Origin of the sequence: Empedobacter sp. UBA6745 (assembly GCF_002453775.1) — a bacterium.
GTDB lineage: Bacteria > Bacteroidota > Bacteroidia > Flavobacteriales > Weeksellaceae > Empedobacter > Empedobacter falsenii_C.
In genome coordinates this window covers 63,036-82,536 of the sequence record NZ_DKHL01000032.1, presented here as the reverse complement: position 1 = coordinate 82,536, position 19,501 = coordinate 63,036, and the positions used below count along the sequence as shown (strand labels likewise).

18 protein-coding genes are annotated in these 19,501 nt (G+C 31.3%); 7 read left to right on the top strand and 11 right to left on the bottom strand.

Annotated elements, in window-relative coordinates; genetic code table 11:
- Positions 1-55: 55 nt before the first annotated feature.
- Complete coding sequence (locus B4H69_RS09240) at positions 56-976, top strand: hypothetical protein (RefSeq protein WP_180905615.1); 921 nt, start codon at positions 56-58, stop codon at positions 974-976.
- 10 nt (positions 977-986) lie between these two features.
- Positions 987-2,036, top strand: coding sequence for an NAD(P)-dependent alcohol dehydrogenase (locus B4H69_RS09235; protein ID WP_180905616.1), 1,050 nt, complete (start codon positions 987-989; stop codon positions 2,034-2,036).
- A gap of 62 nt (positions 2,037-2,098) precedes the next feature.
- Here B4H69_RS09235 and B4H69_RS09230 read toward each other — a convergent pair whose 3' ends face one another.
- Both B4H69_RS09230 and B4H69_RS09225 read right to left on the bottom strand, forming a co-directional pair.
- On the bottom strand, positions 2,099-2,320 hold the full coding sequence (locus B4H69_RS09230; RefSeq protein WP_291093631.1) for a hypothetical protein: 222 nt from the start codon (positions 2,318-2,320) through the stop codon (positions 2,099-2,101).
- 30 nt (positions 2,321-2,350) lie between these two features.
- Positions 2,351-2,608, bottom strand: a complete 258-nt coding sequence (locus B4H69_RS09225) for a hypothetical protein (protein WP_180905618.1) — start codon at positions 2,606-2,608, stop codon at positions 2,351-2,353.
- Positions 2,609-2,915: 307 nt separating this feature from the next.
- On the opposite strand from B4H69_RS09225, the gene B4H69_RS09220 reads away from it, so the two are divergent.
- Both B4H69_RS09220 and B4H69_RS09215 read left to right on the top strand, forming a co-directional pair.
- Entirely contained in the window at positions 2,916-3,998 is a 1,083-nt protein-coding gene (locus B4H69_RS09220; RefSeq protein ID WP_180905619.1) for a hypothetical protein, read from the top strand.
- Positions 3,982-4,611, top strand: coding sequence for a hypothetical protein (locus B4H69_RS09215; RefSeq protein ID WP_280045880.1), 630 nt, complete (start codon positions 3,982-3,984; stop codon positions 4,609-4,611). The genes B4H69_RS09220 and B4H69_RS09215 overlap by 17 nt, the downstream gene beginning before the upstream one ends.
- Here the strand turns inward: B4H69_RS09215 and B4H69_RS09210 are convergent.
- The 7 genes from B4H69_RS09210 to B4H69_RS09180 form a co-directional block, all read right to left on the bottom strand.
- Positions 4,551-5,108, bottom strand: coding sequence for a 5-formyltetrahydrofolate cyclo-ligase (locus tag B4H69_RS09210; protein WP_280045879.1), 558 nt, complete (start codon positions 5,106-5,108; stop codon positions 4,551-4,553). The two genes, B4H69_RS09215 and B4H69_RS09210, sit on opposite strands and share 61 nt — an antisense overlap.
- 30 nt (positions 5,109-5,138) lie before the next feature.
- Positions 5,139-6,086, bottom strand: coding sequence for a radical SAM protein (locus B4H69_RS09205; protein WP_244957992.1), 948 nt, complete (start codon positions 6,084-6,086; stop codon positions 5,139-5,141).
- Positions 6,087-6,538: 452 nt separating this feature from the next.
- Positions 6,539-7,453, bottom strand: coding sequence for a hypothetical protein (locus tag B4H69_RS09200; protein WP_180905623.1), 915 nt, complete (start codon positions 7,451-7,453; stop codon positions 6,539-6,541).
- Positions 7,454-7,482: 29 nt separating this feature from the next.
- Entirely contained in the window at positions 7,483-7,956 is a 474-nt protein-coding gene (rnhA, locus tag B4H69_RS09195; protein ID WP_038336544.1) for a ribonuclease HI, read from the bottom strand.
- A 3-nt stretch (positions 7,957-7,959) separates the two neighbouring features.
- Positions 7,960-9,810, bottom strand: coding sequence for a M1 family metallopeptidase (locus B4H69_RS09190; protein ID WP_180905624.1), 1,851 nt, complete (start codon positions 9,808-9,810; stop codon positions 7,960-7,962).
- Entirely contained in the window at positions 9,807-10,553 is a 747-nt protein-coding gene (locus B4H69_RS09185; RefSeq protein ID WP_244957993.1) for a lysophospholipid acyltransferase family protein, read from the bottom strand. The genes B4H69_RS09190 and B4H69_RS09185 overlap by 4 nt, the downstream gene beginning before the upstream one ends.
- Positions 10,554-10,608: 55 nt before the next feature.
- Positions 10,609-12,234 (bottom strand): alpha/beta fold hydrolase, encoded by a 1,626-nt coding sequence (locus B4H69_RS09180; protein WP_280045878.1) that lies wholly within the window; start codon positions 12,232-12,234, stop codon positions 10,609-10,611.
- Positions 12,235-12,399: 165 nt separating this feature from the next.
- Between B4H69_RS09180 and pgi the strand changes: the two genes are divergently transcribed.
- Positions 12,400-14,052: a glucose-6-phosphate isomerase gene (gene pgi / locus B4H69_RS09175; protein WP_280045877.1), complete on the top strand. Its 1,653-nt coding sequence runs from the start codon at positions 12,400-12,402 to the stop codon at positions 14,050-14,052.
- 46 nt (positions 14,053-14,098) lie between these two features.
- Here pgi and B4H69_RS09170 read toward each other — a convergent pair whose 3' ends face one another.
- Both B4H69_RS09170 and B4H69_RS09165 read right to left on the bottom strand, forming a co-directional pair.
- Positions 14,099-15,337 carry an MFS transporter gene (locus B4H69_RS09170; protein WP_280045876.1) on the bottom strand — a complete coding sequence of 413 codons (1,239 nt, stop codon included), beginning with the start codon at positions 15,335-15,337 and terminating at the stop codon, positions 14,099-14,101.
- Positions 15,337-17,070: a thiamine pyrophosphate-dependent enzyme gene (locus B4H69_RS09165; protein WP_280045875.1), complete on the bottom strand. Its 1,734-nt coding sequence runs from the start codon at positions 17,068-17,070 to the stop codon at positions 15,337-15,339. Before B4H69_RS09165 ends, B4H69_RS09170 begins: the two co-directional genes overlap by 1 nt.
- A 382-nt stretch (positions 17,071-17,452) precedes the next feature.
- Between B4H69_RS09165 and B4H69_RS09160 the strand changes: the two genes are divergently transcribed.
- Together B4H69_RS09160 and B4H69_RS09155 are read left to right on the top strand one after the other, a co-directional pair.
- Positions 17,453-18,031 (top strand): hypothetical protein, encoded by a 579-nt coding sequence (locus B4H69_RS09160; RefSeq protein ID WP_180905627.1) that lies wholly within the window; start codon positions 17,453-17,455, stop codon positions 18,029-18,031.
- Positions 18,032-18,037: 6 nt separating this feature from the next.
- Positions 18,038-19,498 (top strand): hypothetical protein, encoded by a 1,461-nt coding sequence (locus B4H69_RS09155; RefSeq protein WP_180905628.1) that lies wholly within the window; start codon positions 18,038-18,040, stop codon positions 19,496-19,498.
- The last annotated feature ends 3 nt before the right edge of the window (positions 19,499-19,501 follow it).

Genomic DNA, 19,501 nt, shown 5'->3' with positions numbered 1-19,501 from the left:
AAAATCCATCTGATTATTCAGGTGGATTTTTTAATTTTATCCAAAATATAATCGAATGAAAAAATTATTTACTCTACTTGCCTTATGTTCTACTTTTGTTTTTGGGCAATATATATCGAAAGCGAAAATAACTTCTAAAAGCACAAATAATTCTTTTGAAATAAGAGATGTAAAATACATTAATGATGGAAAAGGATTACAATTCAAAACAGATTTATCAAAAAATACTTTCGCGGTAGTTAGAGTAAAAGATTTCGATTTGGTTTATGATTCTGAAAATTTGTCTAAAAATATTCCTGAAATAAAAGGTGTGTTTAGCAAAGAATCTTTTAGTTATCCTGATGGAGTTTATGTGACAAAAGACGATTTTGTTTCCAAGAATGTAGAAAGTAAAGCATTTGAAATGAAGCCAAATCTTTATGCGGATTTGTTTGAACAATCGGCAGATTTGGTTAATTTTTATGATACAAAAGGAAAATTTCCTGAATTTCAACAACGAGATTATTTTGCAATTGTGCGAAATGGAGATGTTTATTTTAATGTAAAAGAGATAAAAAAGATTGCAAAAGATAAAAAAATCTTGTTAGCGAAAGAGATTCCAAACTTTGCTTATGTTAGAGTAAAAGCAGGATCAGATCATCATTTGTACATGGAATTGCCAAAATCACAACAAAATAATGGCTATTTAATGATGTTTGGAATTGCTGGAGCAATTGCTTCGACTGTTTTAGATACGAAGGATGTTCCAGAAGGTTATTCAGAAAATTATATCAATCTTGTGAAAGAAGGAATTATAACTTTTAATACAAATGATTATAAAGGAATTATTTTTGATACAAAAAATAAAGAATTTGAAATACTGTCGAAATGTTCTGATTTAAATAGTTATGTGACGAAATATAATTCAGAGTTTAATTTAGATTGTAAGGCAGATTATTCTATAGATAAACAAAGAGAAATATTAAATAACCTTTAATAAATATAAAATGAGTACAAAAACATATGCAGCGTTCAATGAAACTGATCCATTAGCGCCACACACAATAGAACGTAGACATTTACACGCGAAGGATATTTTTATCGATATCGAGTATTGTGGGGTTTGTCACAGCGATATTCACACTGCGAAAGGAGATTGGGGAAAACCAAATTATCCGGTTGTTCCTGGGCACGAAATCATTGGTCGAGTAAAAGAAGTAGGTTCTGAAGTTACGAAATTCAAAGTTGGAGATTTGGTTGGAGTAGGTTGTATGGTAGAGTCTTGTCAACATTGTCATTCTTGCGACGAAGGTTTAGAGCAGTATTGTGAAAATGGTTTTACAGGAACGTATAATTCTAAAAACTCGAAACATGGCGGAATTACTTACGGTGGTTATGCAGAAAACATTGTGGTAGAAGAAGATTTTGTGCTTCACGTACCTGAAAATATCGATGTAAAAGCTGCTGCGCCATTGTTGTGTGCGGGAATTACAACTTGGTCTCCTTTGCGTCACTGGAATGTAAAAGCGGGCGATAAAGTAGGGGTAATCGGTCTTGGAGGTTTAGGACATATGGGTGTTAAATTTGCAAAAGCAATGGGTGCACATGTTGTAATGATTACAACTTCTGAGTCGAAAGGTGAAGATGCAAAGAAACTTGGAGCTGATGAGGTTTTGATTTCGAAAGATGCAACACAAATGAAAGCGCATGCAAATTCATTCGATTTTTTATTGAATACAATCCCTGTGAAACATGATGTTAATCCATATTTACAATTATTAAAATTAGATAAAACAATGTGTATGGTGGGTGCTATTGAGCCTTTAGATGCTGTTCACGGAGGTTTATTGATTATGAAACGTCGTAATTTGGCAGGATCTTTAATTGGAGGAATCAAGGAAACACAAGAAATGTTAGATTTTTGTGGAGAACACAATATTGTATCTGATGTAGAAATGATCGATATTCAAAACATTAATACAGCTTACGAGCGAATGATGAAATCGGATGTGAAATATCGTTTTGTGATTGATATCAAATCATTGAAAGAATCTTAATTTAGATATAAAAATAAAAAAATCCGCTCATTAAGCGGATTTTTTTATTGAGTTTTCAAGTTCTATTTCGCAACAGAATCTTTTGTTGTTTCTGCTGGATTTACAGTTTTCGAAGAATCTACCGTAACTCCTTCTACAGAATCTGCCGCAGGAATTTCAGCTTTTTCAACACTTACAGAATCCTCAGCAACTGTTGTTGGCTCTCCAATACTTTTTGCCTCTTGTTTACAAGAAATTGCTGTGAAAGAAATCGCTACAAAAGCGAATAACGCTAATTTTTTCATTTGATTTTTTTGTTTAATCTATTCTACAAATTATTTTTTCTCTGTTGTTGTAGTCGTAGTTGTTTCAACTTTTACAGGAGTTTCTTTTACAACTTCCGAATCTTTGATCACAACAGAATCTTTTCCTACAGAATCAAATTTTACTGAATCTTCGATTGTTGTAATTGTGTCATTTTTTACTTCTGTTTCAGTTTTTGTTTCTTTCGATCCAAATAAATTACAAGATGTTAAACCAAATGCAGTTCCGATTACTCCTAATACGATTACGTTTAATGCTAATTTTTTCATAACTTTAATTTTTTAAATGTTTAATTGATTTTTTGTTTTTGTTGATTTTTCAATCATTTTGTTGAACCAAAGTTAAGCTGACATCAAAGTTTTTCGAAGCAAAATAGTTGTAAGATGATTGTAATCCAATCATCGAATATTCAACAAATGTTTTACAACAAAATAAATCATTTAACAACGCATTAATAAAGAAATACAACTCAACATATCAAAAAAATTATTTTATTTGTAGTTGTATTAAAAGACAATTTGTAAAATCGAAATTATTTTACAAAATACTGAAAACCAACTTTATAAATTTTATTTTTTGAGCAAATTTACAGATATAGAAATTTTCGAAATTCTGAAAAAAACGATTTCAAATCGATTTTTAGAAGAAAATTCTGCTCAATCCGAAAATATCTCCGATTGGAAGGGGCAAGAAATTACATCTTTCCAAGACGATTTATTCAATAAAACCAGATCTACCGTTAGCGAAAAGTGGTTTTATACGTATTTTAAGTCAGATTTTAAGAAGCTTCCGCGTATTGATATGCTCAATCTTTTGGCGCAATATTGTGGATATAAAAATTGGGCACACTTTCTTAATGTTCAAAAAATAGAACATTTTGGTCCAAATAAAGCTGAAGAATCGACGATTGAAGCAACAGAAAACGAAAATTTTTCATCAGAACATATAACTCCAGAAGAATCTGAAGTAGAGATTCCAGTAGAAGTTAAACTATCAACAGAAAAAGAAATAATTCCTGCAAAAGAGGAAACTGTTAAAACAAAATCTAAGCTAAAATTGATCTCGATAATAGCTGCAGCAATTGTTTTATTGAGCGGAATTGGCGCAACTATTTATTATTCAATTTTTGGTCAGCGCGAATACGAATTTTGTTTTGTAGACTCGGACAGACAAGCTGCAATTACCAATTCTGTTGAGGTTACAATTATTAGAGATGGTTTTACACCACTTTATTTATCGACCAAAACAGGTTGTATCAAATTTGAATCGCAAAAAGATACAATCAAGATGTTTGTGAGTTCGCCTTACTATAAACAAGATACGTTTAAGGTTAATTTGCATCAATATAATCAGCCTGAAAAGCTATTGTTAGAGCCAGATGATTATAAGATTATGCTGTATTATTATTCGAATTCAGCAAAAGATTTGAAACAACGAATTTCTAAGCTAAATCAAATGATTGCGGATGATGCGTTGATTTATCAAGTGTATGACAATGATTTTTTTGGTGTAGAGATTCTTTCGAAACAACAATATATCAATTTAGTTACAATGCCTACGACGTCATTAAAGAATTTTTCTTTGATCGAATCGGAAAGGAAAAATGGAAAAATTGTGAAATTAAAATTTAAAATCCAACAAGATGAGAACGATAAGTAAAATAGTTCAGTTTAGCATGATATTGCTGATGAGTGTTTGGATGATATTTTCGTGCAAAGACGATAAATATAAAGGAGATTACAACCCAGAAGCGATAAAAGGTTACAAAAACGAGGCATCGACAGTAAGTAGTAAAATGGATTCTGTGGAAGCTGTAAATTTTATTGCAAAGCAGAAATTGCGTGAGTTTTTTGAGCTTTCGGCGTTGGCATCTAATACCAATGATACGGTTGTTGATAGCTTGTTGAGAGATCAATTGTTGTCTTATTTTCCTAAAAAAGATACGACCGAAATATTTTCGTTGTTGAGAGAGCTTCGTTCGAAAAAAGTAACATTTACTTCCGTTTCTAAATTTGCAATTTTACCAAAAGATTCGATTACACCCGATTCTATCAAGCGAATTGCGTATACAATTAATTATTTCAATTCGGATAAAAAGTTAATCGAAACCAATAATCATGTTGGTGTATTTGTGTTAAAACAAGAGCCGATCAAATTTCAACGAGAGTTTAAATTCTATTTTAGAACATTAAATGATAAAAAAGACTCGATTCAGAAAGATTCAATCCCATCTGGAGTAATACAAAAGTCAAGAGGAAAATCGCCGAAATAGGCGTCTTCAATATATTCAATAGGTCTAAAATAAGTTAGACCTATTTTTTTGGAATTAGGTCTACATCTTGCCAAAAATTTATCATAATATCCGCCACCGTATCCGACGCGATTTCCTTTTTTATCGGCAACAAACATTGGAATAAAAATAACATCAATCGCTTTAGAATCAATTTCTGAATACTGAGTGGGTTCTGGAATTTGAAGTGAATTTAATACCGTTTCGAAACCTTTTTCTACTTTACAATTAATCATATCATCGCCAACAACCAAAGGCAAAACCACCTCTTTTTGCTGTTGAAATAGCCAATTTATGATTGGATAAGTATTGATTTCGTTATTTTTTTCGATAGGTAAGAAAATATGAAATGTCTGATCTGTAGAAAAATCTAAGTGTTTGATGTGTTCAAAAATTTGATCACTCAAGTCATCCACTTCTTCTTTAGTGAATGATTTTCTCAACGTTCGGTAATATTTTCTAGCTTCAGATTTTGTCATTTCTTCGTAGTTTGATACGAAGTTAAGATCTTACTCAATAATATTATAATTTAAAGAAGTTTTTGTTTTGAGTTTATCCATTTGTTTTTTATTCGAAAAAGCATTTTTCAAAAGTTCTTTTGATAGACCTATTTTTTTAGAGAAATCGTTAAAAGTATCCTTTTTGTAATCAAATTCATCTTTCCACGTATAACCAGGTCGTATGTAACAATAGGTATAATTATAAACTAAACTTTCTACGTTTGTTGCGTTTACTAATTCATCGTAAGTTGAAGTTGCTAATAAAGTCATTTCTCTATTCTTTGATTCAGTTTTAATTTCTCTCAAAACCGAATCATAGCTATCTTTCAGGCTCGAAATATTTGTATCTTGATATTCGGTATCACCCATGCTTTTCATTGGACGAATTTGAAGAATATTTGGTTCGTATTTTCCGTATAATGAGAAAAAATCCCTTAGTTCTAAGAAATTATCTTTATTGAACGTATAATTGATTCTCAAAATAAGATTCGGATTATTTTTCTTTTCTTCATAAATTGCTTGCAGAGCTTCGTGAAATTTATCGAAAGAGGCTTTTCCCATAAAGTTTTCGTAAGCTTCTTGATGTACACCATGCAACGAAATAGTGAATTCATTCAATCCATTACCTACAAGTTCTTTTACCTTTTCTTTGGTTAACAAATTTGCATTAGTTGTAAGCGATATATAAGGAACCTTGTGCGTTTTTCCTAAAGAAACAATTTGCGCTAGATCTTTATACAAAGTAGGTTCTGTTCCACAACCAATTTGCAGTTTAAGAGCTCTGCCAAACATTTTATCAGCTAAAATTGATAAATCTTCTTTTGGAAAAATACCTTTAGTTTTCTTTACATAATTTTCATCTGTAAAATAACACATTTTGCAACGTAAATTACAAGCCATCACAGGATCAAAATTGACAGCAATATATCTTTGATTTGTTTTATGCAAAAGATACATTCCTAAAAATTTTATCCGATGATTTTTAATTAACCAATTTAATTTTAAAAGCTTGTAAACGTTCATATCTTAATAGTGTAGTTTGATTCTTACAAATATACTTTAAAACGAACGTGATGAAGAATTATTTCTTTTTCTTTGAAAGAACTTAATTGTAATTATTTTAAGAAAAATACAACAAAAATAAAACAAACGATTGCCATAAAAAGCAATAAGTTTACTGGTTTTACTTTCATTTTACTAAATATAGATTTTTTGTAAGTTTTGTGAATTCTTTTCGGTTTAGACATTTTCAATTTCATTACTAATTCTACAATACAGATGCAAATTTCTTAAAAAGGTTGCCTATAGAAAAGTTAAAAAATACAAATAACAAGTATACTTCTGTTTCTCAATTAAATAAAAAATGTTAAAAAAATGCTTTCAGATTCTGAAAGCATTTTTTTAAGTTATCAACCAAACTTTTTCATACGTTTTGCAGCTTCATCCAACCAAGGTTGATAATTGCAATGTTTTTGTATTGCTTGATAAATTCCGTTGCTATTCGGATCTTTTGGATCAAGTTCGTAAATTAATGAATTAATAAATCCATTTTTTATCGATTGACTTTTGATGTTTTCCAATAAAGCATCCGCAGAAAGACCTTGATATAATTTTTCTTGTAAGTTTGTTAAGACAATATTGCGGTAACTCTGATACGTTCTATAATCCTCGTCATTATCTAAATCGATTTCATCTAATTCTGTCAAAAAATTAACAGGTAATTGCTGAGAAGCAGGATTGTAATATGTGTACGAATCCTTGTACATGTACAACAAATTGATAAAATCGTAATTTAAATTCGTTTTTTCTGTTTTGATGAACGAAGAATTAACTTCTAATTTCTCTAAATCTTCGAAAACTTTTTGATGAAAATTTTTGATTTGATTTTTGAAATCTGGCGGAGCAAGTTTAAATAATTCGGTATGATCAGTTAAGAATTTATCCGTTTTAAAACTTTTGTCAACCAAATAATTGTTTCGATTTTTTCCTATTCCAGAGAATTTGAAATTATTCTCCAAATGTTTTAAATCTGTATTTAGAATCAAACTATCACCTGGAATCAAATAAATTGTAAATTCTTCTCGTTCTATGGAAAGTGTCTTGTAACCTTCGTCAACTAACTGAATTGTATCCGAAAAGTTTCCATCAAAATCTAAAGCAAAAGCCTTTTCACGATTATTCAATAATAGGTAAATGCTATCTGTTTGCGCATTCGCAATTCGTCCACTAAAGTAGACAAGTTCACCTTTTTCTTTTTTAGGTGAACAACTGTAAATTGTAATTAAAAGTAGTAGGAGAAATCTCCACAACGTCTTCATTTTCATTTTTCTCTCTGCCTCACAAAAGTAGAAAATTATTCTTCGTTTTGATGAATTTCGAAGTAAGAATCTATCTTAAAATTTTCTGGTTTATTTGCTGCCGCAACCGCTAATTTATCAGCTTCTTCGTTCCAATGATGTCCAGCATGACCTTTTATCCATTGAAATTTTACACGATGAATTTTATAAACTTCTAAAAATCTTTTCCACAAATCAGCATTCTTCTTTCCTTTGAAATTCTTTTGCACCCAACCAAAAACCCAACGTTTTTCCACAGCATCTACCACATATTTAGAATCCGTCACAATGGTAATTTCAGTATTAGTAAACTTTAGCGTTTCCAAAGCCGTAATAACTGCTAACAATTCCATTCGGTTATTCGTTGTTAGTCGAAAACCTTGAGAAATTTCTTTTTTGACTTTTTTCTCGGTTTCCAACAAAATACAACCAAATCCTCCTGGACCAGGATTTCCCAACGACGAACCGTCTGTATATGCTACAATCGCCATGTTTTATGGTTTGTAATTTAACATTGTATCAATTGTTTGACGTGCAACAAAATGATAATTTGGACGCGCATCTTTGTAAATATTTTTCGCTAAATCTAATTGATTAGATTCTTTTAAAGCTAAATATAAAGGCTCTAAAAATTTACGACGGCCAACATTTACCAAGAATTCTTTCGCATTTGTGTTGACTTTATCGTAATGCATTAAAAATGCTTTTTCGAACCAAGCACATTCAATTTCTGGATTTTTTGAATTTGTAAAATCATAAATCGCATCCAAATAAGCTAAATCTTCTTTTGTGTTTTTAGTTGTATCAATTTGACGAATAAAATGAACCCATTCGTTTGTAGATTTCGTAGAAATCGCCACTTTTTTAGGTGCAACTTTATTTCGTCCGTTTGTTATATCTTGCTGTAATTGCGCTTCTGTTAAATCAAATAATTTTGAAGTTGGTTTTTTCAAATCTTTTGGCCAACCTGTGTTATAAATCCATTCTTGAACAAAAGAATCGTCTCCATTTGTCAAATTAGCTTTCAAATAATCAACAAATTTTTCTGTTGTCATTGTTTGGAATGCATGCGAAGAAAAATATTGATTCAAGAATTTATCAAACTTTTCACGACCATATTTATCTTCTAACATTTTCAAAAATAAATAACCTTTATCGTATGGAACATCAGAAAAAGCATCATCAGGATTTGCTCCTTTCATGTTCACTTTTAATGAAGTATATTTTTCTGGAATATTTTTCATCGACGTTTCTAAATCTTGAAAACCAATTACCGAAATCATATCCGCATAATCTTTTCCTTCTAATTCTTCCATGATTCGACGCTCAAAATAAACTGTAAATCCTTCATTTACCCAGAAATCATCCCAAGTAGAATTCGTTACTAAATTTCCAGACCAAGAATGAGCCAATTCGTGTGCAATCAAATTCGTCATCGAACGATCACCTACAATTGCAGTTGGCGTAGCAAACGTTAAACGCGGATTTTCCATTCCTCCAAAAGGAAACGAAGGCGGTAAAACCAAGACATCAAATTGTTCCCAAGGATATTTTCCGTACAATTTCTCGGCAGCAGTTACCATTTTTCCCATATCGGCAAATTCCCACGCAGCAGCTTTTAACAAACCAGGTTCTGCATAAACACCCGTTCTGTTGTCGATTGGTTGATATTGTACATCACCAACAGCCAAAGCAATCAAATAAGGTGCAATTGGTTGTGGCATTTTGAAGGTATAAACACCTTCGAAATTTTTTTCTTTTGGATTGATTGCACTCATCAAAGGCAACAAATCTTTTGGTGTTTTTACTTTTGCATCGTACGTTAAACGAACACTTGGTGTATCCTGAATCGGAATCCAAGAACGAGTTAAAATTGCTTGTCCTTGAGACAATAAAAACGGATGTTTTTTATCGTGTGTTTGTTGCGGATTTAACCATTGTAAAGCATTTGCATCAGGCGAAGTTTTGTAGAAAACTTTTACAATTGTATCATTTGGCGTAACATCAATGATTAAGGCTTGACCTTTGATCGAATCTTTTTCACCTAATCTGTATGTCGTTTTTTGACCATTCGCTAATAAAACTGAATCAATTGTTAGTTTTTCGGTATCTAAAATCAATTGTTTTGCTTGATTATTTTCGAATGTATAAGCTGCCGAACCTTTGATTTGATGCGTATCGAAATCAGTTTCGATATCCAAACTCAAATGTTTGATGCGAGCTTTATCTAAATCAGCAAAAGTTTGATTGTCTTTTGCTTCAGTTTCTGTGGTAGAAGAGATTTGTTTATTGCAACTAACCGCCGTTAAAGCCGTTCCTAATGCGATATAAACTAAATTTTTCATTGTTCTAAATCTTTTAAAATCATGTTGAAAGCAGCTTCTTTCAAAGCAACTTTATCGTTTTTTACATTCAAATCTTTCGTTTCGAAAGTCTCCAATAGTCGGACTTTTATTTTTCCTGGATAACCTCTAAACCAATTAAACGGAAACATTTTATTAACACCGTGAATCGCCAAAACAGCCAAAGGCGTTTGTGTTTCAATCGCAATGTTAAACGCTCCATCTTTGAAAGGATCCAAATAAATCTTGAATTCTTTGTCGTTTGTAACGCCTCCTTCAGGAAAAATAAAAATACTCAGATTTTTGTCTAACTTTTTCTTTGCTTCGGGATAAACAAGTGCTTTACTACGTGCACTTTTTCGGTCGACAGGGATACAAATTCGTTCGAATATTCGTCCAAAGATAGGGATTTTGAGTAACTCTGCCTTGCCTACAAATACGATTGGATGATGTTTTAGAATCGTCAACATCAACATAATATCCATAATCGAAGTATGATTGGCTATAAAAACATAGTTTTCTTTCGGATCGAGTGGAACAAGTTTTTTGTAATCAATTCTAAATCCAGTTCCGTACAACACAAATTTGCCCCAATATCTGATTAACGGATAAATATATGGGAATGTTTTTTCGAAACTTGCCAAAGGTAGCACGATAAAAACTCCTATTGTTAGGACATAAATTGCGGCTAAAAATATCATCCAAATGCGCCAAATAAGGACAAAAAAACCTGTGATGTATTTCATTGAGTTGGTTTAGTGGAGTAAAGATATGGAGAAATTGAAAACTAAACTTATGTTCCTATTTTTTCAAAAACTTCAAAATAGCTTCATTTAATATTTTTGGCTGTTCAAAAGGAACATAATGCGTTGAATTTGGAATAATCAATAACTCCGCTTTTGAAATATTTTGTTGAATTTCTTTCGTATAACTCTCTTTTACTTCATCTTTTTCACCAGCAATAACCAATACAGGATTTTGAATTTTATTTAGTTCAGATTTTGTAATATTTGGTTCATTTAACATCAATTCGATTAAGCGTGAATTCGTGTTTTCTGAAGGTTTATTTGCTAAATTTTTCAAACTCCCAATTAGTTCTTCGCTTACTCCATTTGGGTTAAGAACAGCACCAATTGTTACAATTTTATTAATTATTTCAGAATATTGAGCATTGAAAATTAAAGCTGTATTTCCACCATCACTCCAACCAACAAGATTGACTTTCTTTAGATTAAGTTTTTGTATCACTTGAAGTAAATCGTTTGCAAACTCTTCATAAGTGTAAGGTGTATTTGTCAAATCGGTACTTCTCCCTTGTCCGCGTGTATCAAGAGCAATTACTCGATAATGCTTGGCAAAAAATGGAATTTGTTGATAAAAATCTTCTATACTTCCATTATTTCCATGTAGAAATATCAAAGGCTCGCCTTGTCCATATTCTTCATAATAAATCTTCGCATCATTTATATCAATATATTTTCCTGACTTATTTTTTCCATATATCGACTTTTTAGCACTCTCTTTATGTTGATAATATGAAATTAATTCTTTTGTTTTTGTATCAATTTCCTCAGGCTTTTCCTCATTTATAGTCAATTTATCTTTTGAATATAAAACTTCTAAGTTAGCGATAAAAACGCCTGGAGAAGCTTCCCAATTACCTTGACTTTGATATCTAAACAACAAGTCTTTTCCTAAAGATTTCTTGGCAGAAACACCAAAAATAAAATCTTCTTGAGCAAGTTTTTTATAATCAACTAATTGTAGTGTAACAGCGATTTTATCAACATTTTTGTATCGAAATTTATAAGGTGCTAAATCAATTTTTTGCCATCCAGTTGTAGATGTTTTATAAATAATATTTTCGTCTAAAAGCGATTCTGTTGGCAAATCATTTTTAACAGCATAAATATTAACTTTTAAGGTAATTTCTCCGTATTTAGAACTTGGAATAATATGAAAATTGAATGCGTTTAGTTTTGTATTTGGGTAAATTTCAAAAATATTTCCTTGTTCAATTGTTGGTACATTTTCATCAAACATTTTAGAAAAAGTAAGCATTGGACGAGTTTTTTGACCAATAATTTTCTCTTTCATTTTTTCTGTTTTAAGTGTAACTTCTGTCAATGAAATTGATTTTTCATTTAAAATAATAACAGAATTTTGTTGGATTTCTTCTATAGATTTTGAAATTTCATCATAACCTGATGCATCAAAAATTAAGTGACTTTTAGATTGATTTTCTGGAATTTCGATAGAAAATTGACCATTTTCATCTGTGATTGTTCCAACTTCTGAATTTTTTATTCCAATCGAACAGTATGCAATTGGCAAATTATTGCTGTCTTTTACACTTCCTTTTAATTTAATTTGAGCTTGAAGAATTGTACAAATTGTTACGATTAATATAAAAAAATAGTTGCGCATATTTTATTGTTTTGGTTATAAGACGAATTGTTTTTAAAAAGGTTACATGACTAGATTGATAATTATTTCTTAAAATTTTTCTGCTACAACGTTATCGAGACAATATTGATTTTGAGATGAATTTGAAATGATTAAATTTGTTAAGGAAAGAATACTAAAAATATTATGGCTTTAAATACAATCAATCCAACAACTACAAAGGCTTGGAATGCGTTAGAGAAACATTTTCAAACGATTCAGCATACATCAATCAAAGAACTATTTGCTCAAAATGCAAATCGTTTTGAAGAATTTTCGATTCAATATCCCTCATTATTAGTAGATTATTCGAAAAATAGAATTAATGCAGAAACGATTCAACTTTTGGTTGATTTAGCGAAAGAAATGGATGTTGATACTGCAATTCAGCAAATGTTTGAAGGAGATGTAATCAACGTGACAGAAAAAAGAGCTGTTCTGCATACAGCTTTGCGCAATCGCTCTAATGAAGAGGTTTTGGTTGATGGAAAAGATGTAATGCCTCAAATTAATGAGGTGTTAGATCAGATGAAATCTTTTTCGGAAAAAGTAATTTCGGGTGAATGGAAAGGTTTTTCAGGGAAAGAAATTACAGATGTTGTCAACATCGGAATTGGTGGTTCGGATCTTGGACCTGTGATGGTGACAGAAGCGTTGAAACATTATAAAACTCGTTTAAATATTCATTTTGTTTCGAATATTGATGGAACGCATTTAGCAGAAACTTTTAAAGAAATAAATCCTGAAACAACCTTATTTATTGTTGCTTCAAAAACATTTACAACGCAAGAAACGATGACAAATGCTTTTTCTGCGAAAGAATGGTTTTTGAATTCTAACGCAAATGAAGCTGATGTTGCGAAACATTTTGTGGCATTATCGACAAATGCAGAAGGTGTTGCTAATTTCGGAATTGATACGGCAAACATGTTTCAATTTTGGGATTGGGTTGGTGGTCGTTATTCATTGTGGAGTGCGATTGGTTTGAGCATTGCTTTGGCAGTAGGTTTCGAAAATTTCGAAGAATTGTTAGAGGGAGCACATGAAATGGATGTGCATTTCAAAACAGAAACTTTAGATCAAAATATACCAGTAGTTTTGGCGCTTTTAGGAATTTGGTACAACAACTTCTTTGGTGCAGATTCGGTTGCTTTGTTACCTTATGAACAATATTTATCGCGATTTGCAGCATATTTTCAGCAAGGTGATATGGAATCGAATGGTAAATATGTTGGTCGAGATGGGAAAAAAGTGGATTATGAAACGGGACCAATTATTTGGGGAGAACCAGGAACAAATGGTCAGCATGCTTTTTATCAATTAATCCATCAAGGAACAAAATTAATTCCAGCCGATTTTATTGCAGGAGCTAATTCGTTGAATGTTTTAGGCGACCATCATGCAAAATTATTATCAAACTTTTTTGCTCAAACAGAAGCTTTAGCATTTGGAAAAGATGAAGAAACGGTTATTGCTGAATTAGAAAAAGCAGGGAAATCGAAGGAAGAAATTGATTTCTTAACTGCTTTCAAAATTTTTGAAGGAAATCGTCCTACAAACTCAATTTTATATGAAGTGTTGACTCCAAAAGTTTTAGGAAATTTAATTGCGATGTACGAACACAAAATTTTTGTGCAAGGAGTTATTTGGAATATTTTCTCTTTTGATCAATGGGGAGTAGAGTTAGGAAAACAATTAGCAAATGTGATTTTACCAGAGTTAGAAAATGATGAGCAAGTTACTTCTCATGATGCTTCTACAAATGGATTAATCAATGCTTATAAATATTGGAGAAAATAATTTATCAATATAATTACTAAAAAATCCGCTCAATGAGCGGATTTTTTTATGAATTTTTGTGACCAGTTTCTTTTAAAAATAAGGTTAGAATAATGGCAATAAATATTCCGATGATCCAAAACCAAATTGCTTGATGATAATGTCCAGTTTTATCTGTAACATTTACAATTTCGTTTCCATATAATTTAGCAAAAACAGGATTAACTAGAGAAGTTACACCAAACGTCAAAAAGTTTTGAACTCCAGTTGCAGAGCCTTTTACATAATCTGGATTAGCTTCTTTGATAACCGAATATGGAATCATTGCGACTCCAGAGAAAAGCCCAAAAATGAAAAATGTAACTTTTATTGGAATTAAATCTGGAAGATAAATGAGTTGTAAAAACATCAAGATCATTCCGATACAACCAAAAAGAATAACAGGTTTTCTTTTTCCTATTTTATCCGTTATATAACCCATTAATGGACATCCAACTACCCAGCCTAGTGACGCCATAGCAGCAGTCATAGCAGCAGTGTGAGCATCAAAACCTAAGTCTAATTTGAAAAAAGGAACAGCCCAAGTCATGGCAAAAATCGTTGTCGGTATAAATAATAATCCAGAAATAATACCAGTTAACCACGAATTTGGATTGCTGAAAATAATTTTGAAAGGTTCAATAAAAGAGGTTTGTTTACTTTTTTCGATCTCTTCTTCAGACGATTTTGGAGTTATGAACAGCATTGCTACAGCTGGAATTATACATAAAACTCCAGCAATTATCCAAAATGTTTTATATCCAAAACCATTTTCTAATAATGGCGCAACCACAAATTGTCCTGCCGCTCCACCAAGCATTCCTATACATTGAGAGAAGCCTATTGCTGTTGCTAAAGATTTTGATGAGAATCCTTTGGTTGCTAAATAGACACAACCAGGAAAAGCAAATGCGCTACCCGCTCCTTGTAATAATCTGCCTGTTGTTCCAGCAAATTGGGAGGAAGCGATAAATAAAATACATCCTATTCCGAGTATAAAACACCCTGCAAACATCGAATATCTTGCACCAAATTTGTCTAAACATATTCCAGCAATTAAAGCGAATATCGAATAAGTGTAATAATATGTTCCAATAAGAGAAACTAAATTTTCTTTAGAAATGTTGTAATTCTGAGCCAAATCTGTGATCATTAATGAAGGTGCAGAACGAGTTGCGTAATCAATGAAATAGAAGATTAAGCCTAAAACCCATGCAATGATGAAAAGTTTTTTACTTGATTGTGTGATAGATGATGATTGATTCATTATAAATCTTTTAAATGTTTATAATTGGATTTAATAGTTTCCATTACCTCATCCATTTTTCCACCTAACATTAGTTTTGCCATAGATTTTGTCATTCCAATCATTTGATCAAGATCTACTTTTGGAGGCATTGCTAAAGCGTTTGGATTTGTAAATACATTTAATAAATACGGTCCATTATGAGCAAAAGCTCTTCCGATTGCATCAGGTAAATCATCGGGATTTTTAACCGATTCGCTTTCTATTCCCATTGCTTTTCCAATCAAAGTAAAGTCAGGATTTTCCATATCTGTTTCATTGTCAGGTAAACCAGCAACTTCCATTTCCAATTTAACCATTCCTAATGTTCTATTATTAAAAATAATAAGTTTAACAGGTAGATTATATTGTTTGATGGTTGCTAAATCTCCTAATAACATCGAAATTCCACCATCACCACACATAGCAATAATTTGTCTATCAGGATATGCCATTTGTGCACCAATCGCTTGAGGCATTGCATTTGCCATAGAGCCATGATTGAAAGATCCTAACATTTTTCGCTCTCCCGTACCCGTTATATAACGTGCTCCCCACACACAACACATTCCTGTATCAACTGTAAAAATGGCATCTTTTGTAGCTAACTCATCTAATAAATAAGCTGCATATTCGGGTTGAATGGCATTTTCTTTTCCTTTTTCATGAACAAATGTCATTTTGCTTTCAAGAACTTTCTTATACATTTCTAATTGACTATCCAAAAAATCTCTGTCTTGCTTAGGTTCTAATAACTCAATTAATTCGTTAATTGTTTCTTTTGCATTTCCGACTAATCCTAAATCAATTTTAGCTCTTCGTCCAAGTTTAGAGCCATCTGAATCAATTTGAATGATTTTTTTATCTGTTGGAATAAAATCTTTATAAGGAAAATCGGTACCAATCAAAATAATTAAATCAGCTTTGTGCATAGCATGATAAGCAGATGGTTGACCAAGTAATCCTGTCATTCCTATTTCATTTGGATTATTGGGTTGAATACTCATTTTCCCTTTGAACGAATATCCAACTGGAGCATGCAAATGACGAGAAAGTTTTATAACTTCTTCATTTGCTTGAGATGCGCCAATTCCACAGAATAAGGTAATATTATTTGCATCATTTATAATAGAAGCAGCTTCTCTTAATTCAGTTTTATTTGGAGTAATAATAGGTTGATTGAAATAGAAATTCGAGGTATAATTACTTTCAACGGCTTCCATTTCTGCAATATCTCCTGGAAGTCCAATAATTGCAACATCTTTTTTTGAAATAGCATGTTGTATAGCTGTTTGTACCATTCTAGGAACTTGTTCTGCTCGAGTAATAATTTGATTATAACAACTACAATCATCAAAAAGTTTAATAGTATTCGTTTCCTGAAAATAATCTGTACCAAATTCTATTGTAGGCAGAGTAGAGGCAATTACAACTAAAGGAGTTCTTGATTTATGCGCTTCATAAACTCCATTGATCAAATGTACATGACCAGGACCAGAGCTTCCAGCGCAACATCCAATCCCATTCAATTCTGATTCGGCAGTAGCAGCTATTGCTCCAGCTTCTTCATGTCTTACATGAACCCAATCAATTTTGTCACTTTGTTTAACTGCGATATTAAAAAAATTGAGACTATCACCAGTTACTGCATAAACACGTTTTATATTCGCTTTTTCTAGTAATTCTACAATTTGATGTGCTACATTCTTTCCCATAATAAAGTATTTTTTGATTGTGACTAACAAGTTATGAAATTATAGGATAAAAATATTTGAAATAAGTGTTAAATATTTGAATAGTAAATTGTTGTAAAACAAAAAAGCCTGTTGAGAAACAGGCTTAAAATTAACACATGAGGACAAAATTTACTCTACTAAATCTTATACGCTTAATATATTTCAATATTTGTGCCAAAACTATATTTGACATGTAAAATAAATGTTTAATCTATGTTTATCACTTCTTATTTTTAATGATTAAAAATAGTGTAAGTAAGAGTTTTTTGCAGAATTAATATTTATAAATACTTTACTTTCGTATGCCTTTTGGCTTTACACACTTCTCTTCCTACTATCTCTAGTTATTTTTAATAATTTAATGAATCATTTTCTCAGATATAGAAATTTAGGAAGTTTATTTCTTTTGCTTTTTTCTTCTATTCTTTTTGGTTACCAAAAAGATACAATAGTTGAAAGTGGTCAAATACTTATTTTTATATCAAAAAATACGGAAACGAATTTATTAGAAAAAATAACAGTAGATAAAACCATAAACAAAACCACTGTCGAAAAAAAGACGATTACTAAACCTAAAAAACTCAAAAAGGTTTTAGTCGTAAAAAAAGAGAATAAGCAACAAAAAGAACATGTCTACAAGCCAAAAACAGCTATTTTATCGTCTAAAATAAAATTTTTATCTGGTTGTAATCTTCCTGAGAACTCGGGGAAAATAGTTTTAAAAGAAAATTTTTATAAATATCATCAAAAAGTAGCAAGGACAAATTCGATTTTTAAAATAAATCTGTCTGATATTGCTAATAATTTACTTGCGATTAATAATTCTTTTATTCATATTCGAATAAATGTAATCGATAACATTTTAACTCGTCCGCCTCCATTTTCGTTCACTAAAAACAAACCATCAACTAAATCTACTGTATTAATTTTAATAATATAGTTATAAATGAACAATTTAAGAAAAATAATAAGCGCAATTGTAGTGATGATAACATGCAATTTGAATGCGCAAACACTTATCTTCAAAGAAGATTTTGGGAAAAGTACAATAAGAACATCATCTCAATATGTACCACAAACAGGAAAAGATGGAAGTTTAGGCTTCTTCAAACACGGATCTTCTTTTTATCGACTTGCAGATAAATATTTGTCTGATTTATCAACTTTACCTTCAACCAATACTTATGGTACAAATAAAGGTAGTTATAACCAGGATGTGTGGAATATTGATAATGGTTTTTATGCCGTAATAGCACCAAGCCATATTTATGATATGACTAAAGTAATGCCAGATGGTAATAATATTGGATGGATTGGAGAATGGTGGTACAATCAAAATCCAAAACCAGCAGATCATACTGATGGATCTTTGGACGGAGCTGTATTGGTAGTAAATGGAGGTATGGTTCTTAACCAATATTACCGTCGAGTAGTGCAATTAGAACCAGGTAAAACTTATAAAGTATCTGCTTTTATCTATGGAGCAGGAGGAAATAAAGTAGGAGTAAGTTTTGAGGCACAAGATATACTAACAGAAAAAGTATTAGGATCATCCAACATTGATCATAATATTACAGATTTTTCTGAAAATGCTAAGAATGTAATGAGATTAAGTGCTGCTAATACTTGGGAGCAAAAAACATGGACTTTTAAAGCTCCGAATGACGCAAATTGTATTAATATAGCTGTGGCGCTAAGGAATAACATTGCATCAAATGATGGTAATGATTTTTTTGTAGATGATATTACATTAGAAGAAACAACAGAAACTGGTACAGAGTATGACTGTCCAGATACTAATGTTGTAATTGATAATATAATTAAAGCAACAGATGACCATGTAGATTTATCAACTACTTCTAGTATTAATATTATAGATAATGATTTATACGGAACCAATGGAACAAAAGTAGTATTAACAGGAAATAATAAAAACTCTACAATTTCTATAATTGGAGAATGGCCTGCGGAAGCTATTTTAGACACTGAGACTGGTATTGTTACATTTACAAGTGGATTCGTACCACCAGTTGGAGGATTAAGATATCAAATATGTAGTTTAATTGGTATTTGTTCTTCTGCAACAATTACTGTAACAGGAGGAGGTACAACTCCAACTCCCGGAACATCTTGTACAAAAACGCCAAATACAACAACAGCAACTTCTTTTACCAATGTTGGAGTTTCTGCAATGTCAACAAAATTAGAGAATTGGCCAACTGCAATTCCAAATGGATTTTTAGCATTAGAATCTTCAACAAAAGGTTTCGTCATTACAAGAACTGTTGATGTAGTTAAAATTGTTGATGCAAAAGAAGGAATGATTGTGTATGATACAACCGAAAAATGTGTCAAATTATATAATGGAACAATTTGGCATTGTATCGAGAAAAGTTGTAACGAATAAAGA